The organism is Athalassotoga saccharophila (assembly GCF_009936215.1).
Classification (GTDB): domain Bacteria; phylum Thermotogota; class Thermotogae; order Mesoaciditogales; family Mesoaciditogaceae; genus Athalassotoga; species Athalassotoga saccharophila.
Genome location: NZ_AP019551.1, coordinates 1,310,974 through 1,335,549 on the forward strand (window position 1 = coordinate 1,310,974; position 24,576 = coordinate 1,335,549).

Sequence of the window (24,576 nt, forward strand, 5' to 3'; positions counted from 1 at the left end):
GGGGGGATTGTATGAAAAAATTTGTTTTTTCTATTTTGATCTTTTCTCTTTTTTCTTTCGCTTTTTCTCTTACTCCATTTCAAAATGGATGGTCTTTCGATCTTGAGGCCCACAGAGGTGGACGTGGGTTGATGCCAGAAAATACGATGGCCGCATTTAGGAATGCGATAAAGATAGGTGCTACAACTTTGGAACTTGATATTGCGATTACAAAAGATGGTATTCCCGTAATCTCTCACGATCCATTTCTTAATCCTCAAAAAGTTTCAAAAAACGGTCAATTCATCAACGAGAAGATTTTGATAAAAGATCTTACCTACTCACAGATTCTTGAATACGATGTGGGTATCATGAGATCAGATTACAGAATGCCGAACCAAATGCAGATTGAAAATGAAAAAATGCCATCATTTGAAGAAGTCCTCGCTTTTGTAAAAGAAATGCAGAGTGACGGAAAGAAATACATGATAAACGCGGAAACAAAGACCTTTCCATCTGTATTTGGATATACCTACGATGCAAAAACTTTTGTCAATGCTATACTTCCACTCATAAAAAAGTATGGTCTTGAAGACACGGTCATGATTCAGTCATTCAACTGGGAAACCTTAAAACTTGTCAAAGAAATGGATCCGCGCATCACGACTGTGGCTTTACTTCAAAGAATTTACTACGAAAACCCGTTATGGACGTCTGGATTAAAACTTTCCGATTTCAGTAATCCTGTCTTAATGGCAAAAAGTCTTGGAGTAGATATAATCTCTCCGTATTACAAAGAATGCACGGCCGAGACTATCAAGATCTCTCACGAATACGGGATGGCCGTCGTGCCATGGACGATAAATGACCGATCCGAAATGGAAAGATTTATCTCAATGGGTGTTGATGGGATAATAACGGATTATCCAAATTTGTTAAAATCACTTCTAATCTCGAACTGATTTGGCATCTTCTTCAAATTAAGATTTCAAATTCGCCTTTCTAACTGCCTTGATTACGGCAGAGGAACTGCCACGAAAAAATGAAGCGATTTCGCCAAGATTTACGGCTATTTCTAAAGTACGTTTAGGTCCCTTTCCATTTAAAAGGCCGTAGATGATGCCGACATCAAAGGCATCTCCACATCCGAGGGGAAAATCTCCCCTTTTAGAGATATTTTTGTATATCTCAACGTTATCTTTGATATATTTACCCCCATTCTCGCCGAGTTTTAGGAAAACTTCTTTGAATTTTGGAGGAGAGATGCTTTCAAACTCTCTTTCGTTCGGGATCAAAACATCGCAAAGACTTACGTATTCCTCTCTCCATTCAAAAGAAGGCGATGGATCTAAAATCACGATTCCTCCCTCATTTTTCATCTTTTTTGCGTATTTTTCAAATGTATCTCCTCCGCATTCAAGAGTTGAAAAAAGCACTTTTGATTTGAAATCATCAACGGGTATGTCCAAATTAACCCCTCTGTATACTGCAAGTACCTCCGTTTCATTTCTGCAGACAAAGATACCGCTTTTACCATTCACGTGTCTTAGATTTTCAAAGGGCCAATCATCCCCGACGGCACAATGAAAGGTTGATTCTATTCCAATTTCTCGTAATCCCGCAAAAACATTGTATCCCGTGCCACCTGACATTTCGATCACGTCTTCTGCGTGAATTTGCCCGTAAAAAAGAATATCCCTGAATGCACCGCCGAGTATGTCTATCATGACTTTCTTGCACGCTTAATCGAATATCTTATTGTGGGAATCAAAAGGAATTGAATGACGATGCCCGGAAGTCCGAGGGCAAAACTCAATAAGATCGCCGTCAATGGTTGAAGATGAATCCCGACCATGTAGCCTATCACGTAATATCCAAGGGAATAAACAACTCCACCGGCTATTATGGAAATCGCAAGGTTAAGAAAGATGTTCAAATTTCGCCTTTCAAATAAGCCTGTAAGAATTCCATAAGTTCCAAGTTGCAAAGCCATAAAAACCGCAATTGGAGGCATCAAAGGCGGCATACCAAAAATCACACTGCTCAAAAGCGGCAAAACTATTCCTACGGTTAATCCTACCCACGGTCCTGCGACTACGCCGGTCGTAAGTGCCACAAAATTGAGCGGACCAAAGATCGTTCCGAACTGCTGTCCTCCTATTGAGTGAATAACGAGAGAAAGTACAAGTCCAACGGCCAACAATACCCCTCCGTAAACAACAGATCTTGCCTTCAAATCAATCACCCCTTGTTTTTTCTTTAATATAAAATTATTTCAATTATCTTCACAAATTTGTTCGTAATTCATATCACGTTCATTTCATACTCGATCAACTGGCACAGAGTATGACCAAGCAGTATGTGCGTTTCCTGAATGCGCGGGGTTTTATCTGAGTCTACCGTAAAAAGCACATCACACATTCTCATCTCATCGCCATATTTCCCGGTAAACCCTATTGTAAAAGCCCCGATCTCTTTTGCCCTCTTTAGAGCCCGAATGACATTCAAAGATTTTCCGCTTGTGCTTATTCCAACGACAACATCCTCGGATTTAACGTAAGATTCGACCTGACGCTCAAACAGATATTCGAACCCAAAATCATTCGGTATCTCTGTAAGGATAGAGGGATTGGACGCAAAAGATGCCGATCTTATCGGAGGACGGTTCATGTAAAATCTCCCCACCAGTTCGGCAGAAAGATGTGCGGCATCTGCGGCGCTTCCACCGTTACCCATGAAAAAGACGCCACCACCGTGCTTTATCCTTTCAACGATTTTGGATGAAGTATCGATTATTTTATCGATGTTTTCTTTCAAAAACCTTTCTTTAACGTGAATGCTTTCTTCAAAAGCCTCTTTTACAAGTTTATCAAGATCCATCTCTTTCCTCCTTTAACGCATTGAGAGCGGTTATCAAAGCGGCATAGTCTCCTATTCTTTCTCCAAGCATTGACTTAACCACTTTTTTGGTCGCTCCCGTGTCGAGTGCCTCTTTGGCAAGTGTATTTTTTGCCTCCTCAAGCCAGATATCGGGAAGGCGCAAACTTAAACTTCCGAGAATTATCCTATCGGGATCGAAAATATCGAAAAGATTTGCAAGGCCTATCCCAAGATACCTTCCACTCCTTTTTAAAACCTCCATCGACTTTTCATCTCCCGATAACGCCATTTTAGAAATTTCTCTGGTCGTTATTCTTCTTGGAAAATAATCTGGAAAAAGATATCGTGCAAGTTTGGCAATACCATCCCCGCTACAGTAAGATTCCCACGATCCCGATTTTCCATAAACCTCAGGCCCGTCCTCTGCGATCCTTATGTGGCCGACCTCACCTGCCATGTTAGACGATCCTCTGTAAATCTTGCCATTTATGATTATTCCGGCCCCAAGGCCCGTTCCAAGCGTAAGGAAGATTATGTTTCTAAATCCTCTTCCCGCACCAAGTTCAAATTCTGCAATTGCTCCGGCTTTGGCATCGTGCTCTATCCTGACGGGACATGTGAAATATTTTCTGATTTCGTAGCGTAAATTCACATTTCCCCATCCAAGGTGTGGTGGATTGTAAATTATCCCCTTTTGGGCATCTAAAGGTCCTCCGACAGAAACTCCTATGGCATCGATAGGATCTATTTTAGAAAGGTAATTCAGCAATCTTTCAAAGAAATCAGAAAAGCCTAATTTTGGCTTTGTTGGGAATTCATATCGATTTATGATTTCGAGTTTTTCGTTTCCGACGACAATCGCAGTCTTTGTGCCGCCTATGTCGAGACCCACAAGATATTCTGAGTTCATCGTTCTTGTGGCAAGGAGACTCCAACTTATAGAAGTTGGAGAGGAATTGCCATATTCACCTGCCTTTCTATCAACAATGTTTTTGCACTTTCCAGTTTCTTTAACTGTTTCCAGTTCGCAGACACATGTATCTTGCTACCATCTAACGATTGTGCTAACCACTTTTTCCGTCAGTTAACATGAATTCACTTAACCGAATAGCCTTTTGATCCTTAATCTCTTTTGCGTGCCATGTGCCATGCGTTACGTATCAAATCAACAAGGGCTTTTACAAGCCCTCACCTCTAAAGGTGGTGGGTGTTGACTCTTCGATCAAGTTCACCTCTTTAAAAGATCCGTTTTTGAATTTCAAACTTTTTATTTCATACTTCTTTATATCAAATGCTTTCAAATTGCCAAAAGCATTTAGAAAGAATTTTCTGTTTGATCCTGTCATTTCCCATACCCGTATTATTGCACTTCCATCTTTAGATTCTGACATTTTGAGCACTTCCATCATTACCCCTTCTCCATTCACTTCAACAAAAGAATTCATCGGTGGAAACTTCCCTCCATGTTTTGGGACGCTGAATATCTCTAACGGTTCATTCAAAGACTGGGATATCTTTAATCCCTCTTCCCTTTGATTTGGAGAGTAACCCGACATCCATATATCGAATTCTTGAATTCCTTCATCTGTAAAATACAAAGATTCATTTCTTTTTATCCTGTATGGCATATGCCATGCAAAAGGAGGATTTCTAAGAATTGTTATTCTCGCCTCATTGTCTAAAACATCGTAGGCATACTTCCCGTTATTTCCGATCGTAAAGCCACGGTTATCGTTTTCGAAAAATAATGCCCTTTGCATAGGATATTCCTGACCATTTAAAGGTCTTTCAATCATCCCGTATGGAACTTCAGAAATGACCTTTTTTATTCCGTTAAAGGAAAATTTTAATTTGATCATTTTGAGAGGCTCATGCCAATCAATTATGAAATGTATTCTTACAACAGGATCATATTCATGCACTCTTATAATCTCGAAGATCTTAGATCTTTTGTATCTCATCTCGATCTTTATCTTAGATTCCAATTTTCCACTCTCGATCTTTACCTTTCCCCTCAAGGGTTCTGATTCTCTTGAATATTTTGATATTCCGTGACTCCATGTATCGGAATCGTCATTTATAACGATAGGTATACAGGAAGGTTCGGAGAAATATCGAGTATTTCTTTTTTTGTCGTAGAAGTTCATATATCCTTCATCTGTGAATTCGAGACGGTAGAATTCATTTTCAACGAAATCATCCCCGCAGATTAAATCACTTTTTGTTTCAGACGATTTTCCATCTTTAAGCCAGTAAACGCTATATCCAAGAGGCGGCACCGTGGCCTTGAAAAGGATCCTGTAAGTGTTGTTCATCAACTCAGTCGGATGAACTCTTTGATACTCTACCTCTTTTCCATTCGAATCCACAAGCACCCTGTCACCCCATTCTTCCCAGTTGAGCCACGGTTCGAATTCCACATATTCTTCTCTTTTAAAAGCCGAAGGATTGAAGACCACAAATGGCAGACCATCTCCACGGGTATCTATGTCTTTTGCCAAAGTCTGGAGAGATAGATGCTTTATCCTTTCGGCATCGCTTATAACTCCTCCCAGTTCGTTATAAGCGTCTTCATACGCTTCTTTTATCGCCGTCCCGCCAAGAAGATCGTGAAATTGATTGAAAAGCAAAGATTTCCATGTCCTTTCGAAAACGTCGTATGGATAAGGGATTTTTTCCACAACGGAGGCAATCGTTGAAAATTTCTCGGCAGTGATAAGTGTGTTTTCGCTTTTTCTGTTGAGAATTTTCATTTTTGAATTCACCGAATAGGCACCTATCGAATGGTACTGCAGTTCATCTTCGGTAACTGGCAGATTCTCTTCTTTGTCCTTTACTTGATCGAAGAATTTGTCCGGAGAACTGAATTCTAATTTTACTTCATCCGAAAAATTCTTGTGATTTCTTATGTAATTTACATCTTCTATAGTTGGCCCTCCACCATGATCTCCAACGCCGTAAAAGACCATCGTTGTTTCTGAAGCAGATTCTGCTAAATATGCCATTATTTGCTTTTCAAGGTCTCCCTTATCCCTTCTTGTTTCATAATTTCTGCTAAGCCTGAAGGCTACAACCTCACTTCCATCCGGAGATCTCCATCTAAAAAGTGATGGAAGGTTTTTTTCATTCGGACCCGGTCTCATGAAAACGTAATAGTCAAAGCCGCTTTTTTTGAGTATTTGTGGCAAAGTTCCGGCATGGCCAAAACTGTCTACGTTGTATCCAACCTTTACATCTATTCCAAACTTTTCTTTGAAATACCTTTTTCCATATAAACCCTGCCTTACGAAAGATTCACCAGATGGAATGTTACAATCGGGCTGTACCCACCAGCCGTTGACTATGTTCCATCTGCCGGATTTTACGAATTTTACTATCTCATCGAATAATTGAGGGTCAGTTTTTTCAATCCATTCGTACATCCTTGCTTCGCCTTTCGTGAAGATCAAATCGTCCGAATTTTTGAGCAATTCAACCATGGTACGGCATGTCGAAATCATCTCGGAGACCCCTTCGGGCCATCTCCAAAGCCAGACGGGATCTATGTGCGCGTTGCCAATCATGTGAACGATCATCTCTTCATCATCCTTTTCAATGCTCTTTCAAGATCGTCGATCAATATTTCCGGATCCTCAAGTCCCACATGGATTCTAACGATCGAAACATTATCTTCCGAGAGATCTTTGTGCGAAACTGCATATGGTACAACGAGGCTTTCATATCCTCCCCAACTTACTGCTCTTTTGAAAATACGCAAATTATCCGTGAATGCCTTTACGTCTTCTATCCTTTTAGTTGCCAGTTTTATCGAAAATAGACCAGATCCACCTCTCATTTGTTTTTTGGCAAGGGCCAATTGAGGATTATCCTTATAAAATGGATAATTTATCCCTTCAATGGCAGGATGTTCAGAAAGGTAATTTATTACCTTCATCGTGCTTTGGAAGTGCCTTTCCATTCTTATGTGAAGTGTTCTCAACCCTCTTAAAATAAGCCAACTCGCAAATGGATCTGGAACGGCACCAATGTTGAGAAATTCCGTTTTGAAAATGTGTGAAATGTCCTTTTTGCTACCGATCACGACACCCGCAACGACATCACTGTGACCGCCAAAGTATTTGCTTGAAGAATGAACCACGAGATCTATCCCAAAATCCAGAGGGTTTTGAAAGTAAGGAGTTGCCCAGGTGTTGTCTATTATCGTCTTTATACCGCGTTTTTTGGCAAAAGCAGATATATTTTCAAGATCCTGAATTTTGAATGTAAAAGTCGTCGGGCTTTCAAGGTATATTAACTTCGTTTCTGGCCTTACAGCAGAACGTATCTCTTCTTCGCTTCCATCAACATAAGTATGTGAAATGCCAAAACGTTTCAGATACTTCTCAAGCAAAGTCTTTGTCCAACTGTAACTGTCTTCAACGCAAACAACATGATCTCCTGACTTCAAAAAGGCCATTACTCCTGCCGAAATTGCCGCAACTCCGGACGCAAATAATTTTGCCTTTTGTCCATGCTCAAGAGCGGCAATTTTCTCTTCTACTATATTAACGGTTGGGTTATTTCCCCTCGTATAGAGGTAATGCCCTTCCTCATCCGAAAGAGCCTCTTTGAATTTATCGAAAGAATCGAATTCAAAGATAGAGGTCTGGAAAATAGGTGGGGTAACCGAACCAAATGGAATATTTTCTTCTCCGAGATGATGAAGTATTTCCGTGATATTTTTTTTCATGACGATTCCTCCTATTCTTTAACTGCTCCCTCCGTTAATCCTGCGATTATGTACTTTTGTGCAAAAGCAAAAACGATTATAGTGGGCAATAAGGCAACTACAAGTCCTGCACTCATTACTCCCCAACTTATGCCGGCCTTTGAAATGAAGGAGTTCAAAGCGGCCGGAACTGTCATTTTGTCATTTGAAGATAGAAACATGACGGCCAAAAACAATTCATTCCATATGTTAACAAAGAAAAAACTGAAAATGGCCATGATGGCAGGCAAACTTATAGGTAAAACGATCCTGTAAAGTACTTCGAGAGTTCCACATCCGTCTATAAGGGCGGCCTCTTCGAGTGAAACAGGTATCCTGTCAAAGAATCCTTTAGACATTATGGTACCAAACGCTATTACCATGTCGATGTAGATAATTCCGAGTACAAAAAGATTGTTTATCATACCGAATTTGGAAAGCATCAAAAAAAGTGGGAGCATAAGTAGAAAGCCTGGGATCATCTGCGTAAGATACATGGCAAGAAGAATTCCGTTGCTTAATTTTTTGGAACTCAAACGTGAGAGTCCGTATCCACTTAGAACAGAGACTATTAAAGCACCGAGAGACGATCCCAAGGAGACAAGCAAACTATTTCTAAAGTAGATTCCAAAATTCGCAAATGTAAAAAGGAATCTGTAATTTTCAAAGTCAAGGCTTTTTGGAAAAAATGTAATTGGAAATGTGTACAATTCCTTTGGACCTTTAAAAGATGTTACCAACACCCAGTAAAGAGGGATCAAAGCAAATATCAAATATCCACCAAGAGCCATGAATTTTAAAACTGATTCGATGAAAATTTTTAATTTTTTCATATAACCCCTCTTTCCAATCTTGAGAAGATACTTAAGTAAATGACTGCGTAGATCATGAGAATACTCATTATTATAAAACCTATAGCAGCCGCCTGACCGTAATTGTAAAAACTATACATCTTTATTATCATGTAATTGGCCAAGGTGTTTGTACTGTTGGCAGGTCCTCCATTTGTCATTGCGTATATTATGTCAGGGAAATTCAAAATCCACATCGTACGCAACAGTATCGTACTTGCTATCGTTGGTCTTATGTATGGAATCGTAACGTTCACAAGCCTTCTAAATCGACCGGCTCCATCTATCTTTGCCGCTTCATAAAGTTCTTCCGGTACAGATTGTAAAGCCGCCAAAAGCATTATCGCAAAAAATGGTATCCCATACCAGATATTGACCACAATAACCGATGCAAGTGCGATGTGTGGATCGGATAAGAAACCTATGCCTTGATTTATAATTCCAAATCTCATAAGAATGCCATTTATAAGTCCAAATTGACCGTTAAAAATCCATGCCCAGACCAATCCTATTGCAAAACCGGATACGGCCCATGGATAAAAAACAAGTCCAGAATAAATGCCTCTTCCTTTAAAAGGCTTTTTTAGCAATAATGCCAATCCAAATCCAAGTGTGAACTGGAAAACTAAGGATACGACAACCCATATCACCGTGTTTAAGACTATTTGGACAAAATTAAAATCAACACTTGTGAATATGTTTATGAAATTATCAAAACCATTGAAATATATGTTTGAAAGATTGTATAAATTATAATTTTCAAATGCTATTTGTATTTCCTGACCTATAGGAATATATGTAAAGATAACTAACAATACGATCGTTGGTAAAACCATGATGAACAACTTAAGGTTTCTACTCATGGATGTCCTCCAGTAAATCCAGGTGTCAAAAGACACCTGGATTATTTCTTATTTACTTGACCAGTAATTGTTCCATTTCGCCAGAACGGCATCGAGAGAAATGTTTCCAAGTAGCAATGATTGCATATCCGCCTGCTGTATGCTTGGCCATCCGGGCCATTTTGAGGAATTAAATGGGTAATTTGAAAAGATGTATTTTTCAGGATGTTTCATCATATATGCCCATGCGCTGTAAACACCTGTGCTGAAATACGGATCGTTTTCATAAGTTACGGAACTTATCGGAAGAGGTCCGTAATTCTTGTTAAACCAGGCGTTGACTTCAGGACTTGAAACGTAGGCGATGAATTTCCATGCCGCTTCTTTATGTTGGGAATAAGAGACTATTCCAAGGCCGTTAAATCCGTAATTTGGATAGGCTTTTCCAGTCGGCCCTACCGGAAGGGGCACAACTGTATATTGATCTTTGTCAAGCATCGTGTTAAGTAATCCTACCGTGTCCGGATCCTGCATCAAAATAGGGGTTACTCCCGATACGAATGAGTTGACTTGAGAATCAAAACCCCAGTTTATAGAATCCTGAGGAGAGGTTTTAAACAGTTTGATGTACATTTCCCATCCGGCTTTGTACTGTGGAGATGTGAAGATCGTTTGTCCATTTGGAAGAATGTAGAGGTTGTCTGGATTTGCATTTTCAACAAAAGAAGTTGCAAGGGTGTCAGGGAATATGAAGGGCGAATTTTTCCCTCTGTTGTCCCATCCATACTGATTTTTTGATGGATTGTACAATTTCTGGCACGCATTCAAAACATCCTGCCATGTTTTGAGATCATCGGGGTTGATGCCATATTTGGCCAATATATCCGTTCTTACAAATAGGGCTTTGACAAAGAATGACTGCGGAATCATGTAAGGTGTGTTATTCACAGTTTTTGCCGCCTGCCATGCAAGTGGAATGAGAGTTTTTGATGCACTCCATGTTGCTATGTAAGGAGTGAGATTAGTCAACCAGCCATTGTCAACAAGTTGTTTTATCGTGTAATCTCTTACCTCAATGATATCCAGAGGCTGTTTCCCCATCAACATTGTTGTGAGTTTGTTATCTGCCTGTTCGTATGGAGGAGAGATAAGATTTATCTTTATGTTTGGATTAAGGGCTTCGAAGTCTTTTATAACCTGTTCCCACCACGCCGTTCTTTGAGGACTTGTCAATACCTGCATGAAATTAAGTGTGATCGTCTCACCAAGTGAAACTATCCCTATTGCCAGTACCAAAATGAGCACTACAAAACCTATTCTCTTCATATACACCCCTTCCTTTCTTATTGGCCAAATTGGCCTAAATTTTTATCATCCTTTTTTCAACGTATTTCACCCTTCCATGTGCCGACGCACCAAGCGCTACGACAAATGCGTCTCCGAGTGTTGACAATTCAACCTTTACCTCATGATCGTAGAAAAGATATTTCTTTATGGTACTTCTAACCGAGTTCAAGAAGGTATTTCCGAGATAGGTTGCCTTTCCTCCCAAAAAGATCGTAGATATGCCTGTGAGATGAATCATAGAAACTATTACCGCACCAACCTCTTCTCCGATCTCTTGCAAAAATTCAATCACTTTTTTGTCTTTGTTTTTTTCGGCCTTCTTTAAACTCTCAAAATCTGGTATCCCAAACATCCTTGTCCTTTCAAGAATGGCATCGGCACCGTAAAGATCTTCAAGATATTTGAACGTACCATTGTCCTTTACAAGAAAATGTCCCATTTCGCCTGCGTAACCGTATTCTCCATGATGTATTTCTCCATTTAAAATGATCCCGGATCCAATTCCTTCTTCCATATGGATGGATATAAATGAGTTTAAATTCTTACCTTTACCGTAGTATTTTTCGGCGATCGCAGCGACATCGGCGTCATTTTCTATCCATGCGTTAACCTTGTATCTGTCTGAAAAGATCTTTGCAAGAGGTACATTTTCAAATTCCAAAAATTTTGCCGGTTTGAGGATAATTCCGTTTTTAGAGTCAAGGGTTCCGGGTGCTCCAAAGGCTATGGCATCTATCTTATCTCGATTGCCGGCAATTAAATCATCTGTCACTTCAAAGATCGAATTAATTATGGAATTGTAATCAAAGGATTTGTAATATTTTGATTTTCTTCTCAAAATTTTTCCATCTGCATCGACAATGCATCCTTCGACCTGTTTTCTTAGAATTCCTATTCCGGCAACGTGAAAGGCATCTGGCACTATTTCGAGCAAGGTCTGAGGCTTTCCTATCCGGGAATCATGGGTTTTTTCCTTTTCTCTTATGAATCCCAAATCGATAAAATTCTTTGTGATTTCTCCGACGGTGGTTTTTGTGAGATCCAATTCATTTGCTATTTCAACTCTTGAAGCATTTTTAACCATAAGCGTTTCAAAAATTCTCAAAGAATTTCTTAAACCGACTGAACTTATGGCATTCATATTGTACTCCTTGAATAATAATTAGTAAGTAAAGTTTACTTTATTATCTATCTTTCTTCTTCAAAATTCAAAGGCAAAAAATAGCAGAATTTTGACTTTATTTCTAATTTTAAACGTTTATCGATGATTGATAAATACAATCTTAAATGATCGTTAATTATCTCTAAATATCAAATGATTTCATTTAAATAATCTTTACACATAGCGCGAAATTTTTGCCTCTCACTTTTTCTTTATTGACTTTACAGTTAACTATACATTTCACAAATTGGTCAAAATTGATATAATATATTTGACCATATCGTTTAGGAAGATTAAAGGGGGCATTTATGGATTTTTTAGAAGGATTCACAGATGTTTTTGAAAGAATTAAGAAAAATCCTTTGATTTTGGCGCCTGTTTTTGGCGTACTTTTGATAACATTGATCTTCAACCTCATTCTTTACGGATTGCGATCAGATGAATTTAATGGTTTAATCTTGATCATGATGGTCTCTTTCATATTCGGAGTTATAGAATGGGCTCTTGCAATTCTTGCCGTTTCCATCATGACCTCTATTATGATGGGAGAAAAAAGATTGTGGAAAGAAGAATTAAGAGTCTTTTTTAACTTCTTCGCCTTCTCTATCTTTATGTCTTTTTTTCTTATGATCGGTTTTGAGATAAACGTTATACTTGGCCTTGTAATGCTCCTTCTTATCCTTTACGTGCCGAACTGGTTTGTGGCGTCAAATGCGTGCGATCTTTACGGTGGATTCAAGTGGAACCTCTCATTTATCTTCAGAGGAATAAGATCTGCCTATGCTTTTATAATAATCATAGTAACGGCTCTATTGACGCTTGTGCCTTATGCTGGCAATTACCTTGCGATTTTTTTCTACGTTGTCTGGACGGCGAACACTTACATCCATATAATGGAAAATCAAAAGTAGGTTGATTATTGTGAAAATTCTAAAATTGCCACAAAAAAGAATACCAGAGGCTATAGACCTCGCAAATAGGGTGTTCAGGAAAGGCGGAGGAGACATGGGAAGGGATTATCCCGCGCTTTTTTCGTCTGAGAATGCCCAGAATATTTTATGTATTGAAGAGGATGGGAAGATAGTCTCTATCTTTGGCCTTTTGTTCAAGGATGTGCAGATCTTCTCGGCAAGAATTAAGGCATCGCTTGCCGGTTCCGTTTGCACCGATGAGAGATATCGAGGACGTGGATATTCAACTCTTTTGATGAAGGAGGCCGGAGATTATTCTGTAAAGAAAGGCGCTTCTCTTATGATGATATCCGGTGATAATTCGATATACAGAAAGTTCGGATCCGTTGACGCCGGAGTTTATTACGCACATTTTGTCGATGGAAATAACTCTGTTGAATATCATGAGGCTACCATTGACGATCTTGACAATTTGATGATCTTTCACGCAAAAAATCCGGTCAGATTTGTAAGAGACAGAAAAACTTTCAAGATGATGTTAGAAACTTCAAAGGCAGACAATATGCCGGCCAAGATATTTGTCTCGAATAAGGCTTACATCGTTGTAACTGAAGGAATAGTTGAAAAAGACAACGAGAACAGATACCACTGTGTTGATCACGGTGGATGTCAAATCGATGTTGCGAATCTTGTAAAGTCAGTCGCAAGCAAGATGAAGCCGATGGTAATTCACACAACATCTGCAGATTGCACGTTAAATGAGATCTTTATGTCTGAGAAAAGTGTCAGGAGAAGATTTATCGGCACCGTCAAGATTTTGGACTCCGCACTCCTTTTGAATCAATTAAGGCCATATCTTGAAGAGTTGCCATATGATGTAAAAATCATAGATGATTTAAGCGAGATGACAAAATACGTCTTTGGATCGACTGAATACGAGTCTAAATCTTTGGAAATTCCTCTTCCAGACTACGGTCTGGACTACGTTTAGGATGTGATAAAGATGATGATAGTTCCCGAACCCAAAATGACAAAGATTGGCAAGGAACGTTATTCATTCGATGGATTTTCGAATCTGCCATCTTTTTTAAAAAAAGAATTTGGAATAAAGGATGGGAAGTGGAAGATAGAAAAGATTGACAAAGCAGGCAGTGGGCTGAAGATAACCGACGGTAAGGTCCAAATTTGGGGAGATGAACTTACCCCTTATGCGACCTTAATCCAGATCTTGAACCAGTCGGGTGATTTTCTTCCCGAAATCGAGGTGGAAGAATCATTCAGATTCGAATTCAGAGGATATCATCTTGACATAGCGCGCGGGGGAGTGCCAAATCTCAAAACTTTTAAAGCATTACTCAGATGGTTATTCTTGACAAAATACAATTACTTTGCGATATACTTCGAAGATTTATTCCCGTGGAAAATAGATCCAAAGATAGGAGAGCACAGAGGAAGATTGACGGCAGATGAAGTCGACGAGATCATCGATTACGGTAAATCTCTCGGCATAGAGGTCTTTCCGTCTCTCGAATTGACCGGTCATATGGAGCACATACTATCCCTTCCAGAATATCGTGAGTTCAGCGAATGGCACAGGCCTTCGGAAGGATGTCTTGATCTTTCAAACGATAAGGCATCTGATTTTGCGATGAAATTACTCGAAGAGGTAGTTGAATTTTTCCCATCAAAGCACATTCACATAGGCGGAGATGAAACATGGGCATTGGGACGCGGAAAGAGTTTAAACAAAGGGTGGGAATTTCAGGGCCATAAGTTGTACGAGTCCCATTACGATCGCATGATAAAGATCGTGAAGTCTCATGGCAAGATTCCAATGATGTGGGGAGACATGCTGACGGGCATGTATCTGACCAAGGCCGAGAGTGAAAAATGGCAAGAAGTTTTGAAAAGCAAAATCTGGGACGAAGTGATCATCGCAAACTGGGATTATTCATCGAATAAAAAAGCGTTTTTCAAAGAAAAAATAAATTCTTTTGGGAAGAGAACCCAAATAGCGTGTCCGGGCCTTTCAGATTGGAACACATTTTATCCAAACTTTAAGATCGCCATCTCAAACGTCAAGAATTTCATAGGTGCTGCCAAAGACGAAAATCTTCCCGGCTTTATGGTAACATCCTGGGGAGACGATGGTCAGGAATGCCTTTTCTCATTTTTAAATCCTTTGATTTTGGCGACTATGGAGATCGCCGAAGGAAATGGAAGATGGGAAGAAAAATGGATGGCTCTAAGCGATGAAGACGAAAAGATAACAAATGTCAGAAAGATCTTTGGCAATTCTGAAATTTCAACCATGACGCTCAAGCGTGTACTCTTTGGAGACCTTTATCCTCTTTACAAAATCAAAGATCAAAAGATAAAGAAAGATTTTGAAGAAGTACTTGAGAAAACAAAAGATGTGATTTTACCTGACGATCTTGAATTCTTAAGACAGATGATCGAGACTGCCGTTGCCTTGATGAATAAAAAGGCACGCGCATCGGATTTCATATCTCTTTCCAACTCGTACTCAAAGTTATGGGTCAAAGAAAGAAAGATGGAAGGACTGGAAAATCTCCTTCCGAGATTCTGGGGAATGGCTGGCATTTCAGACATGAAAAATAATCATCTTAGCGGAAAATGACATTTTACAAAATGGCCTTTTGATGCTTCGATGACTGCCGGATCCGATCTTTTGCAAATCTCTTTTGCGTAAGGACATCTTGGATGAAATCTACACCCTTGGGGAGGATTAACGGCGCTCGGTATTTCTCCTTTTGGGATCGTTCTTGATCTTTTTCTTTTCGGATCTGGATCTGGAATTGCACTCAAAAGCGCGTAGGTGTAAGGATGAGACGGAAGGGTAAAGATATCATCCTTTGATCCAATCTCAACTATTTGGCCGAGATACATAACAGCAACAAAATCAGAAATGTAATCCACCACGGCAAGATTATGCGTTATGAAGAGATAGGTAAGTGAGAAGGTATTCTTGAGATCGATCAAAAGATCGAGTATTGTCGCCTGAACGGAAACGTCGAGTGCAGAGGTTGGTTCATCGAGCACTATGAATTCAGGATTTAATATTAAAGCCCTCGCCATCGCTATTCTTTGCCTTTGTCCTCCGCTGAACTCATGTGGGTATCTGAACATGTGATCTTCGTTTAGACCGACCTTTTTCAAAATTGCTTTTACCCTTTCCAAGATCTCGTTTGAGGAGATTTTTTCATGAATGTAAAGGCCCTCTCCAATTATGTCCTTCACAAGTCTGCGCGGATGAAGTGAATTGTAGGGATCTTGAAAGACGATCTGCATCTTTTTTCTGAAAGTTATCATTTCTTTCTGGCTTAAATTCATTATGTCCTGACCTTTGTAAATTATCTTCCCAGAGGTCGGCTCTATTAATCTAAGAATTGTCCGACCAAATGTCGTCTTTCCGCTGCCAGATTCTCCAACGATCGAAAAGATCTTTCTTGATGGTATTTGTACGCTTACGTCATCGACGGCATGAACGTATTGGCCTTTCGAGAAGATGCCTCTTTTAAGAGGAAAGTATTTTTTCAAATTTTGAATTTCGATCAAAAATTCATCCATTTTTATCACCGTAAAGATGACATGCCACTAAATGACCCGGATTCATTTCCGTCAAAGGGGGCTTTTCTACACTGCATATCTTCATCGCATATGGGCATCTCGGATGGAACCTGCAACCGGACGGAGGATTGACAAGATCCGGAACACTCCCGGGGATACCGGTAAGTTTGTCTCTATTTCCCACCTTGGGGATGGCTTTTAGCAATCCTTTTGTGTAGGGATGAAGTGGATTGTCAAAAAGTTCCTCAGTTTTTGCCTGTTCTACAACTGTGCCGGCATACATTATCATGATCTTATCGCAAAATTGTGCGGCTACCCCAAGATCGTGTGTTATGAGAATAACCGTGTTATTCATCTTAGAGACGAGATCGTCGAGTAAATTCATTATCTGGGCCTGAATCGTGACATCGAGTGCAGAGGTTGGTTCATCGGCTATCAGCAATTTTGGATTCGATGAAAGTGCCATTGCTATCATTATCCTTTGGGCCATTCCGCCGCTTAATTCGTGCGGATAAAGATTTGAAACCCTTGTTGGATCAAGATCGACGGCTTTTAACGCCTCGAAGACTTCTTGCCGGCATGACTTTATCGATGTGTTTTTTATCTTTGCTATGCTTTCCCCTATTTGAAATCCTACTTTCATTACGGGGTTAAGTGAGGACAATGGCTCCTGAAAGATCATAGATATTTCCCTTCCGCGGATCGTATTCAAAATACTTTCCTGAGTTTTAACAAGGTCTTTGCCATCAAAGACGATCTCGCCTTCGACGATCTCGCCCGGCTGCTCGATGAGTCTCATTATCGCAAGGGATGTAACTGACTTTCCACATCCTGTCTCCCCTATTATTCCAAATCTCTCATTTTTTAGGACCGTAAAATTGATACGATCAAGCGCATGAACAGTTCCCCTGTAAGTGTGGAAGACAACTTTCAAATTTTTTACCGTCAAGATCGCATCTTTCATCTTCTTAACCTCGGATCCATTATGTCTCTTAAGCCATCACCAAGAAGGTTAAATCCAAGTACGACTATGGCTATCGCGATGCCCGGAAAGGTAGAGATCCACCATTGATCGAGCAGGAAACTTCTTCCATCACTGACCATAGCACCCCATTCGGGAAGAGGTGGTCTAACTCCAAGGCCAAGGAAGCCCAAACTTGCGGCCGTTAAAATGACAGTGCCCATTCTTAAGGTGAGTTGAACGAGAACCGGTGAGACGCACATCGGCGTTACGTGGATCGATATTATCCTTGTTCTACTTGCTCCGAGTGCCCTTATGGCCTCTATGTAAGGTTGATTCTTCACCTTCATTGCCTCGGCCCTCGCAAGGCGCGCAAAGACTGTCCATCCCACAAGGGAAATCGCTATTATCGTGTTTATAAGGCTCGGTCCCAGCATAGCGGCAAAGGCCATGGCGAGTATTAAACTTGGAAAGGCAAGAAACATATCAGTTGCTCTCATCAGTATCTCGTCTATCGCGCCTCCAAAATATCCCGCTATTACTCCGAGGATCAAACCTATTCCTCCACTTATAATAGATACGATTATTATTATTTCGACTTCTATCATGGATCCACTTACAACCCGGCTAAAGATATCTCTACCGAATTGGTCCGTTCCAAAGAAATGTTTTAAACTCGGAGGTTGAAGCCTTTCGGCCATATTTTGTGAAAGCGGATCGTAAGGGATAAAAAATGGTCCTATAATTGCCACAAGCACAAAAACGATCACTATAACGGTGCCGATGATCGCTAATTTTGTTCTTCTCCACAGAAAAAACGTATGCTTCCAATCTTCCAAAATGGGCCTTCTCTTTTCCATGAAATCAGAAATCTTTTCGGTCAGAGTCATTCAACCACCTCACACCCTCATTCTTGGATCGATCACGGCATATATAAGATCAACAGAAAGATTAACGAGTGAATAGACAAGTGCGATGAAAAGCGTTCCACCCATTATTGCCGGGTAATCGAGAACCAAGAGTGCATTTACTATGTACCTTCCAAGGCCCGGCAGACCGAAGACTGTCTCTGTCAACACGGCCCCCTCGAGCAATCCCCCGAAGGTCAGACCTATAATAGTTATAACCGGAATTAACGCATTTTTCAGGGCATGTCTGTAGATAACTATTCTTTTTGGCATGCCTTTAGCCTTTGCAGTTCTTATGTAATCCTGATTCAACACGTCTAACATACTTGCGCGTGTTATTCTCGCAATCGAGGCAGTTGCAGCGTATCCAAGCACTGTGGCGGGAAGTATTAAATGTCTCAGGCCGTCCCAGAAGGCCTCCCAGTTTCCGTCCAAAAGTGAGTCGACGAGTATCATTCCGGTTATCTTTTCGGGCGGGATAACGAAAAGGCTTAACTGCCCCGTTCCCGGGAGCCATCCGAGGATGTAGTAAAAGACGAGCAAAAGAATAAGGCCCGTCCAGAAGACTGGCATAGAAACCCCGAGGATCGAGAAGATCCTTGAAAAATGATCGATCCATCTGTTTCTGTAAATCGCAGAAAAGATCCCAAGAAATATTCCAAGAAAGATGGAGATTATTATAGACGCTATTGCAAGTTGGAGCGTTACCGGAAAATATTCCGCTATGTCCTGAATGACCTGGCGTCCAGACTGGATAGAATTTCCAAGGTTACCGTGGATAACGCCCCACACGTAATCGACAAACTGATCGAAGAGAGGCTTGTTAAGGCCCAATTGTTCTTTCATTCTTTCGACAACGTCCGGCGGGGCATTTCCTCCGAGGAGTGCCCCTACCGGATCGGCAGGTATCACATGGACAATTGCAAAAACTATGGCCAGTACTCCAAACATTACAAGAAGCATTAAAAGACTTCTTTTTAATATGTAGGAGCCAAGTTTCATTCCCTATCCCCTTATTTGTACATCTTCGTCAAATCAAAGGCGAGCGAATACCCTTTTGCGGTTTGATCAAATCCTTTCAATTCCGCCCTTGTACCCCAATAGTTCAAAGGTTGATATAGTATCGCAAATGGTCCATTATCGAACCAGTAATTCGTTAATTCTTTGTACATCTCAACTCTTTTTGTTTGATCCAGTTCAAATCCAGCAGCCTCCGCAAGATCTGCTGCATGATCGTCGTACCACATCATCCTCCACGCGAGTTGTTTTACCCTGTAATCCGCGAAGGGCTTGGCAAGCGCATCCGGATCAGGAAAATCGATTCCCCATCCGGCAACGATCATCTGAACTCCTTGCTCTCTCATCTTCGTGTACATTTGTGAGGCCTGCATTATAGTTATATTTGCCTTTATTCCTATTTTGGCAAGATCTGCCTGAATCGCTATAGCCTCATTTCTTCTTCTTTCCGTCGTGTTTGTGACGAGTTCAACTTCAAAACCATTCGGGTATCCTGCCTGCGCAAGCAATTCCTTCGCTTTCGCTATATTCTGATCAAAAGGCATATCAGAGACGTACCCGAGATATCCGTAAGGGATAAAACCCTGAACCTTTATCGCGTAACCGCCGGCTATATTTTTAATTATAGAGTCGTAATCTATCGCGTATTTAACGGCTTGCCTTACACGAACATCTTTAAATGGTCCCCATCCGGCATTCACCGCAAGGTATTCATTTGACTGGGCAGGGACACTGACCACGTTGAAATTGGGATCTCCTTTTAAGGAATTAACCTGTTCCGGTGTGAGATTCCACGCTATGTCTATGTCTCCCCTTTTGAGAGCGAGTTGTTGATCTGTTGATTCTGGCATATCTCTTATTATTATCGTCTTTATTCTCGGAGCACCTCTCCAGTATTTATCGTTTGCAATGAGAACTATCATGTTATTTCTCTGCCATGATTTGAGAATGTATGGACCGGCACCGGCGCTGTGATCTGCAAGGTACGTTGATCCCATATCCCCTGATACATCGTGAGACTGTGCAACTTTAGGATCAACTATACCTCCCCAACTTTCGGCAAAGATGGACATGACTATATTCGGAGCGTAAGACTTGTTCATAGTTATTTGTACCGTGTAATCATCGATCTTTTTTACAGTCTCATTCATGTTTTCGGAATTCAATCCAAGAGATTCAAAAAGCCAGACCGGAGATTTTTTCAACTGTAAAACGCGTCTCACCGAATAGACAACAGCATCGGCATTTACAGGATCGCCATTTGCGAAACTCACACCCTTACGAATGTGAAATGTCCATGTTTTGCCGTCCTGAGAGATATCGTAACTTTCAGCAAGTTCCGGGACAGCCTGAATTGTACCGTTAAACTCTTGCAATTTGAAAAGGCCGCTGTAGATATTCATGACCATTATTGAAGGTTCCACCTCGTAGCAAACGGCAGGATCGAAGGAGATGAAAATCCCCGTGTTCATCCCGATTACGACCGTATCCTTCGGTATGGATGCAGAAAAAGCCATGGCCGCGAAGGAAAAAACAAGCGCCATAAACAAAAATTTACGCATACAACACCCCCCTGTTGAAGATATGCCTTGATATTTTGAAAGAAGTATATCATAAAACTTGTAAATGTCAAAACAAATAAAAAATCATTGCAAATTCATATATTTGCAATGATTGAATTGAATTAACTTATAAATCAAGAAATTACTTTTTCTATTATTTCCTTCACAACCCTTATATCCTCTTCGTGTTCCGGATCATCTCCGGGAGTTTCCAACACCATGGGGATGGTTCTAAAAAACTCCTCTGAGAAAAATGTTTCAAATCCTTTTTTGCCTATGAACCCCTTCCCGATCCTTTCATGTCTATCTTTATGAACACCGAGAGGATACATCGAATCGTTTAAATGACACATGACGAGACGATCCCGGCCTATCGTCCCGTCGATCTCATCCATGAGTTTTTTCATCCCGTCCTTTGAAGTGATATCGTAACCCGCATCAAAGCCGTGGCATGTATCGTAAGTGAAATACAGATCGCAACCGCTTAAGTCCGCGATCTTTTTCAACTGGTAAAAGTTATGTCCTATATTTCCACCCTTGGGAGAGACGAGTTCAAGCAATAATTCAACATTTTCGGGACGATCTTTCATTATCGTGGATATCGAATTCGCGATTCTTTGAATGGATTTTTCTTCATTCTCTCCAAGACCGCTGCCGGGATGAACATTTACGTATTTGATCTTGAGCAAACTTGCGAGTTCAAGTTCTTTTTTCATCAGTTCTACCGACTTTTTGATCACTTCTTCATTTGGACTTGCAAGGTTTATGAGATAACTTGCGTGGATCATAACCTTATCATTCTCTATGCCGTATTTTTTCATTTCCTGCGTGAAAAGTTCACGTTCGTTATCATTTGGATTAACATTCACCTTCCACATTCTTGGACTGTGAGAAAATATCTGGAATGTATTTCCGCCTATTTTTATTGTTCTTTGTGGAATTGTCGAGAGTGGAGATGTCATGTGAGCGCCTATGTACATCTAAATCACGTCTTTCATCTGAAATTCTATTACAAGATCTTTTCCTTCAAAATGATTTTCAACTTCTTTACCGTTAAGTCTTATTTTTGTTATCATCCTTGGGGCATTTAAAAACTTTACCTTGACATTATCATATCTTCCAGAATATCCATTGTGTAATCTCTTGATCCCGATCGTGTATCCGTCCACGGCACTACCTATTGCAAATTCGTAAAGATTGTACTGTCCATCTTTGTAGCCGAGTGTTTCTCCATCATCCTCGTAAAGATATCCGATGGCAGAATTTCCGTAGACGTCAACGTAGAGATTCATCTTTTCCCTTTCGAAGATGTAATTTAGAGGATCTGTTTTGAAGATAATCGATCCATCTTTTACGAATATTGGAATCTCTTCTAATGGGGCATCTATTTTGTAAACGTGATCTCCCTCGTAGATATTACCGTTTCTCATGTCTATCCATTTATCCTTTGGGATGTAGACAGTCCTCCATGTCGTGTTCGGCCTCGTTACTGGGGCAACAAGGATAGAGTCTCCGAAGACGAATTCATCATTTATCGAGTAAAGATCTTTGTTGTTTTGATCTAACATGAACAAAGGCTTGATTATCGGAATTCCTTCTTTGTGTGCAAAATAAAAAGCCGTGTAAATGTACGGAAAGAGTGCGTACCTTAACTTTATGTATTTCTTTGCTATCTCTTCTATCTTTTCTCCAAATGACCATGGTTCCTGCCTTGCCGTTCCAATCGCGGAATGATTCCTAAAGAAGGGAAAGAACGATCCCATCTCCATCCATCTTGCAAGCAATTCCCCATTGGCATCTCCTCCAAATCCTCCAACATCCGCACCGGTGAATGCAACACCGCTAAGGCCTAATCCCATCGAGATAGGCATTTCGATCTCTAAATGTTCCCACCAACTTGAATTGTCTCCGGTCCAGACGGCGGCGTATTTTTGTATGCCGGCAAATCCAGATCTTGTCAGTATAAAAGGTCTTTTACCCGGTTTGTGAATTTCAAAGGCTCTTTTTGTTGACATCGCTTCAAGATATGCGTAGATATTTCTTACCTTGTAATGAGGCCAGATCTTGCCACTGTCATCTTTATGAAAGGCTTCGTCGCCGGCATCGTCCTGAGAGAAAAGAGATTTTGCCTCACCGAGGATTTGAAAATCGATTTCTCTCTTGAAGAGTTCGGAGACCTTTTTGGTCTTCGAGTCTGTCCACACTATGGCCGGTTCATTCATGTCATTCCATATTCCGTCAACACCTTTTTCAAATAACGCTCTATGAGATCTTGCCCACCATTCTCTTACGTCCGATCTCAAAAAATCTGGGAAGTTACATCTTCCCGGCCAGACGTAACCGGTAAAATCATTTCCTTCTTTGTCCTTTACAAACCCGTCAATTGATTTCGCGGATCTGTAAATATCGTAGTTCTGGTCTATTTTGACTCCGGGATCCACGATCGTGACAAGTTTAAATCCCATATTATGAAGTTGATCTGAAAATCCGTTTTCAAAATCATTCTTCCACGTGAAGACCCTGTATCCATCCATGTAATCTATATCGAGGTAGATAACATCGCATGGTATATCTTTTTGCCTCATCTTCTTCGCAACCTCGATCGCCTCATCTTTCGAATAACTCCATCTTGATTGCTGGTATCCGATGGCCCATGCGGGTGGCATCTCCATTCTTCCAACAATGCCAGTAAAAGTACTTATTACATTTTTTACATCCGGTCCATATATGAAATACATTGTTATTCCTTCATCTCTTGCAGAGAGCGTGAATCCATCCTCGCGGAGGTTGAAAAAGGAGTAAGAGGTCGAATCAACAAAGATGCCAATTGCTGATTTGCCAATGATCGCTATGAAAAATGGTATCGAAATGTACATCGGATCGAGATCTGGCGTGTGGAGAGGAAAATCGGAGTTTATCATTTTAAAATTTCTTCCCCTCTTGTCAAGATACCCCATTTTTTCTCCAAAGCCGAAAAAGTGGGCCTCTTTACAGGAAAAATCGACTGAAAAAATCCCATTTTTAAAATCCTCCGATCTTTGCGTTATCAAGATCTCTTTGTCCTTTACAATTAACATATTATTTTCCTGGGCACAGTAAAAATCTTTAACATCATTTGCGTGAAATTTTTGAACAACTTCGATTGGATTTTGAGGCATTCCGTAAGTTACTTTGAAGATAGATCCGTCCAATTTTTCAATTTTCATACTCATCCCTCCTTAAAATAATTCTGACACCGGTTGGGGATTTTTCTGCATTTTGAGGATCTTTGACATGCCATTTTGTGAAATAAGAAAGTAAGTGTCGGATGCATCATTACTTGTCACAACGCAAGAATTATCAACGGGTATGGTGTAAATCGTTTTAACCGTTGGCGTTCCAGAATAGAAAAACAGGTAATTGGAAAGGCCGGGTCTTAATTCGGCCTGCAAGATGTACTGATCTTTTTTGGACACATTTATCCATATGCCTCTATTGCCAGTAACGTAAATTGCAAAGTACTGCGCTTGAGGTTGCTGGGATGCGAATGTTAAAATCCTCTGAAGGTCTACGCTCGTGTTCGAAAGGAAATTGTAGGCACTTATGTATTTGTCTATAATCCCGCCGGGATAGATGTCCTGTTTGAGAATGGAGATGTTGGAATTGATGTCGTTTATCTGTCCATTCATCGACTTTATCTCTTCGTCCATATTCGAAATAGAGACCGAACTTGATCTTATAAAGGCAAAATCGAGTATACTCATGAAAGTCGCAAAGATTGCAGATACTATTACAAGCACGACAATTAATTTGTAAATAAAAGGGGTTTCTTCGTTCAA

The 24,576-nt window shown here is 40.4% G+C and carries 22 protein-coding genes; 4 read left to right on the top strand and 18 right to left on the bottom strand.

Translation table 11 applies throughout. The features are described 5' to 3' along the window. Nucleotides 1-11 precede the first annotated feature (11 nt). Nucleotides 12-941, top strand: coding sequence for a glycerophosphodiester phosphodiesterase family protein (locus tag ATHSA_RS06580; RefSeq protein ID WP_161848329.1), 930 nt, complete (start codon nt 12-14; stop codon nt 939-941). 18 nt (nt 942-959) lie between these two features. On the opposite strand, the gene ATHSA_RS06585 is transcribed toward ATHSA_RS06580, so the two are convergent. The 10 genes from ATHSA_RS06585 to ATHSA_RS06630 all read right to left on the bottom strand — a co-directional run bounded on the left by ATHSA_RS06585 (nt 960) and on the right by ATHSA_RS06630 (nt 11,787). Beyond that, on the bottom strand, nt 960-1,706 hold the full coding sequence (locus ATHSA_RS06585; protein WP_161848330.1) for a carbohydrate kinase family protein: 747 nt from the start codon (nt 1,704-1,706) through the stop codon (nt 960-962). Beyond that, nucleotides 1,703-2,215, bottom strand: coding sequence for a V-type ATP synthase subunit I domain-containing protein (locus ATHSA_RS06590; RefSeq protein ID WP_161848331.1), 513 nt, complete (start codon nt 2,213-2,215; stop codon nt 1,703-1,705). Before ATHSA_RS06590 ends, ATHSA_RS06585 begins: the two co-directional genes overlap by 4 nt. 68 nt (nt 2,216-2,283) lie before the next feature. Next, entirely contained in the window at nt 2,284-2,859 is a 576-nt protein-coding gene (locus tag ATHSA_RS06595) for a D-sedoheptulose-7-phosphate isomerase (protein ID WP_161848332.1), read from the bottom strand. Beyond that, entirely contained in the window at nt 2,849-3,769 is a 921-nt protein-coding gene (locus tag ATHSA_RS06600; protein ID WP_161848333.1) for an ROK family protein, read from the bottom strand. The genes ATHSA_RS06595 and ATHSA_RS06600 overlap by 11 nt, the downstream gene beginning before the upstream one ends. A 268-nt stretch (nt 3,770-4,037) precedes the next feature. Further along, a complete protein-coding gene (locus tag ATHSA_RS06605) occupies nt 4,038-6,434 on the bottom strand; it encodes an alpha-mannosidase (protein WP_161848334.1) in 2,397 nt (798 codons plus the stop codon). Then, on the bottom strand, nt 6,431-7,588 hold the full coding sequence (aar, locus tag ATHSA_RS06610; RefSeq protein ID WP_161848335.1) for a bifunctional L-alanine/L-glutamate racemase: 1,158 nt from the start codon (nt 7,586-7,588) through the stop codon (nt 6,431-6,433). Before aar ends, ATHSA_RS06605 begins: the two co-directional genes overlap by 4 nt. Nucleotides 7,589-7,599: 11 nt before the next feature. Next, complete coding sequence (locus tag ATHSA_RS06615; protein ID WP_161848336.1) at nt 7,600-8,439, bottom strand: carbohydrate ABC transporter permease; 840 nt, start codon at nt 8,437-8,439, stop codon at nt 7,600-7,602. Continuing rightward, nucleotides 8,436-9,320, bottom strand: a complete 885-nt coding sequence (locus ATHSA_RS06620) for a carbohydrate ABC transporter permease (RefSeq protein ID WP_161848337.1) — start codon at nt 9,318-9,320, stop codon at nt 8,436-8,438. Before ATHSA_RS06620 ends, ATHSA_RS06615 begins: the two co-directional genes overlap by 4 nt. 48 nt (nt 9,321-9,368) lie before the next feature. Then, on the bottom strand, nt 9,369-10,625 hold the full coding sequence (locus tag ATHSA_RS06625; protein WP_161848338.1) for an ABC transporter substrate-binding protein: 1,257 nt from the start codon (nt 10,623-10,625) through the stop codon (nt 9,369-9,371). A 34-nt stretch (nt 10,626-10,659) separates the two neighbouring features. Next, complete coding sequence (locus tag ATHSA_RS06630) at nt 10,660-11,787, bottom strand: ROK family protein (RefSeq protein WP_161848339.1); 1,128 nt, start codon at nt 11,785-11,787, stop codon at nt 10,660-10,662. 329 nt (nt 11,788-12,116) lie between these two features. Between ATHSA_RS06630 and ATHSA_RS06635 the strand changes: the two genes are divergently transcribed. The 3 genes from ATHSA_RS06635 to ATHSA_RS06645 are packed head-to-tail and all read left to right on the top strand — an operon-like array spanning nt 12,117 to nt 15,360. Next, nucleotides 12,117-12,719 carry a hypothetical protein gene (locus ATHSA_RS06635; protein WP_161848340.1) on the top strand — a complete coding sequence of 201 codons (603 nt, stop codon included), beginning with the start codon at nt 12,117-12,119 and terminating at the stop codon, nt 12,717-12,719. Between the two features lie 10 nt (nt 12,720-12,729). Next, on the top strand, nt 12,730-13,710 hold the full coding sequence (locus tag ATHSA_RS06640; protein WP_161848341.1) for a GNAT family N-acetyltransferase: 981 nt from the start codon (nt 12,730-12,732) through the stop codon (nt 13,708-13,710). Between the two features lie 12 nt (nt 13,711-13,722). Beyond that, nucleotides 13,723-15,360, top strand: coding sequence for a beta-N-acetylhexosaminidase (locus tag ATHSA_RS06645; RefSeq protein ID WP_161848342.1), 1,638 nt, complete (start codon nt 13,723-13,725; stop codon nt 15,358-15,360). On the opposite strand, the gene ATHSA_RS06650 is transcribed toward ATHSA_RS06645, so the two are convergent. From ATHSA_RS06650 to ATHSA_RS06685, 8 genes are all read right to left on the bottom strand, one after another. Then, nucleotides 15,342-16,310, bottom strand: a complete 969-nt coding sequence (locus tag ATHSA_RS06650) for an ABC transporter ATP-binding protein (RefSeq protein WP_161848343.1) — start codon at nt 16,308-16,310, stop codon at nt 15,342-15,344. The two genes, ATHSA_RS06645 and ATHSA_RS06650, sit on opposite strands and share 19 nt — an antisense overlap. Continuing rightward, the gene (locus tag ATHSA_RS06655) at nt 16,303-17,274 is read right to left on the bottom strand and encodes an ABC transporter ATP-binding protein (RefSeq protein ID WP_161848344.1); all 972 of its coding nucleotides are present in this window, start codon (nt 17,272-17,274) and stop codon (nt 16,303-16,305) included. Before ATHSA_RS06655 ends, ATHSA_RS06650 begins: the two co-directional genes overlap by 8 nt. Continuing rightward, on the bottom strand, nt 17,271-18,161 hold the full coding sequence (locus ATHSA_RS06660) for an ABC transporter permease (RefSeq protein WP_197739122.1): 891 nt from the start codon (nt 18,159-18,161) through the stop codon (nt 17,271-17,273). Before ATHSA_RS06660 ends, ATHSA_RS06655 begins: the two co-directional genes overlap by 4 nt. Before the next feature lie 9 nt (nt 18,162-18,170). Then, on the bottom strand, nt 18,171-19,181 hold the full coding sequence (locus ATHSA_RS06665; RefSeq protein WP_161848345.1) for an ABC transporter permease: 1,011 nt from the start codon (nt 19,179-19,181) through the stop codon (nt 18,171-18,173). 11 nt (nt 19,182-19,192) lie between these two features. Further along, nucleotides 19,193-20,758 (bottom strand): ABC transporter substrate-binding protein, encoded by a 1,566-nt coding sequence (locus ATHSA_RS06670; RefSeq protein ID WP_161848346.1) that lies wholly within the window; start codon nt 20,756-20,758, stop codon nt 19,193-19,195. 134 nt (nt 20,759-20,892) lie between these two features. Then, nucleotides 20,893-21,738 (bottom strand): deoxyribonuclease IV, encoded by an 846-nt coding sequence (locus tag ATHSA_RS06675; RefSeq protein WP_161848347.1) that lies wholly within the window; start codon nt 21,736-21,738, stop codon nt 20,893-20,895. Continuing rightward, the gene (locus ATHSA_RS06680) at nt 21,739-23,964 is read right to left on the bottom strand and encodes a glycoside hydrolase family 31 protein (protein ID WP_161848348.1); all 2,226 of its coding nucleotides are present in this window, start codon (nt 23,962-23,964) and stop codon (nt 21,739-21,741) included. Between the two features lie 12 nt (nt 23,965-23,976). Further along, nucleotides 23,977-24,576: a hypothetical protein gene (locus tag ATHSA_RS06685; RefSeq protein WP_161848349.1), complete on the bottom strand. Its 600-nt coding sequence runs from the start codon at nt 24,574-24,576 to the stop codon at nt 23,977-23,979.

Bases quoted from the DNA above. Each gene is read 5' to 3' on its own strand.
- ATHSA_RS06580 (WP_161848329.1), top strand. From the start codon at position 12: ATGAAAAAATTTGTTTTTTCTATTTTGATCTTTTCTCTTTTTTCTTTC.
- ATHSA_RS06585 (WP_161848330.1), bottom strand. From the start codon at position 1,706: ATGATAGACATACTCGGCGGTGCATTCAGGGATATTCTTTTTTACGGG.
- ATHSA_RS06595 (WP_161848332.1), bottom strand. From the start codon at position 2,859: ATGGATCTTGATAAACTTGTAAAAGAGGCTTTTGAAGAAAGCATTCAC.
- ATHSA_RS06600 (WP_161848333.1), bottom strand. From the start codon at position 3,769: ATGAACTCAGAATATCTTGTGGGTCTCGACATAGGCGGCACAAAGACT.
- ATHSA_RS06605 (WP_161848334.1), bottom strand. From the start codon at position 6,434: ATGATCGTTCACATGATTGGCAACGCGCACATAGATCCCGTCTGGCTT.
- aar (WP_161848335.1), bottom strand. From the start codon at position 7,588: ATGAAAAAAAATATCACGGAAATACTTCATCATCTCGGAGAAGAAAAT.
- ATHSA_RS06615 (WP_161848336.1), bottom strand. From the start codon at position 8,439: ATGAAAAAATTAAAAATTTTCATCGAATCAGTTTTAAAATTCATGGCT.
- ATHSA_RS06620 (WP_161848337.1), bottom strand. From the start codon at position 9,320: ATGAGTAGAAACCTTAAGTTGTTCATCATGGTTTTACCAACGATCGTA.
- ATHSA_RS06625 (WP_161848338.1), bottom strand. From the start codon at position 10,625: ATGAAGAGAATAGGTTTTGTAGTGCTCATTTTGGTACTGGCAATAGGG.
- ATHSA_RS06630 (WP_161848339.1), bottom strand. From the start codon at position 11,787: ATGAATGCCATAAGTTCAGTCGGTTTAAGAAATTCTTTGAGAATTTTT.
- ATHSA_RS06635 (WP_161848340.1), top strand. From the start codon at position 12,117: ATGGATTTTTTAGAAGGATTCACAGATGTTTTTGAAAGAATTAAGAAA.
- ATHSA_RS06645 (WP_161848342.1), top strand. From the start codon at position 13,723: ATGATGATAGTTCCCGAACCCAAAATGACAAAGATTGGCAAGGAACGT.
- ATHSA_RS06650 (WP_161848343.1), bottom strand. From the start codon at position 16,310: ATGGATGAATTTTTGATCGAAATTCAAAATTTGAAAAAATACTTTCCT.
- ATHSA_RS06655 (WP_161848344.1), bottom strand. From the start codon at position 17,274: ATGAAAGATGCGATCTTGACGGTAAAAAATTTGAAAGTTGTCTTCCAC.
- ATHSA_RS06660 (WP_197739122.1), bottom strand. From the start codon at position 18,161: ATGACTCTGACCGAAAAGATTTCTGATTTCATGGAAAAGAGAAGGCCC.
- ATHSA_RS06665 (WP_161848345.1), bottom strand. From the start codon at position 19,181: ATGAAACTTGGCTCCTACATATTAAAAAGAAGTCTTTTAATGCTTCTT.
- ATHSA_RS06670 (WP_161848346.1), bottom strand. From the start codon at position 20,758: ATGCGTAAATTTTTGTTTATGGCGCTTGTTTTTTCCTTCGCGGCCATG.
- ATHSA_RS06675 (WP_161848347.1), bottom strand. From the start codon at position 21,738: ATGTACATAGGCGCTCACATGACATCTCCACTCTCGACAATTCCACAA.
- ATHSA_RS06680 (WP_161848348.1), bottom strand. From the start codon at position 23,964: ATGAAAATTGAAAAATTGGACGGATCTATCTTCAAAGTAACTTACGGA.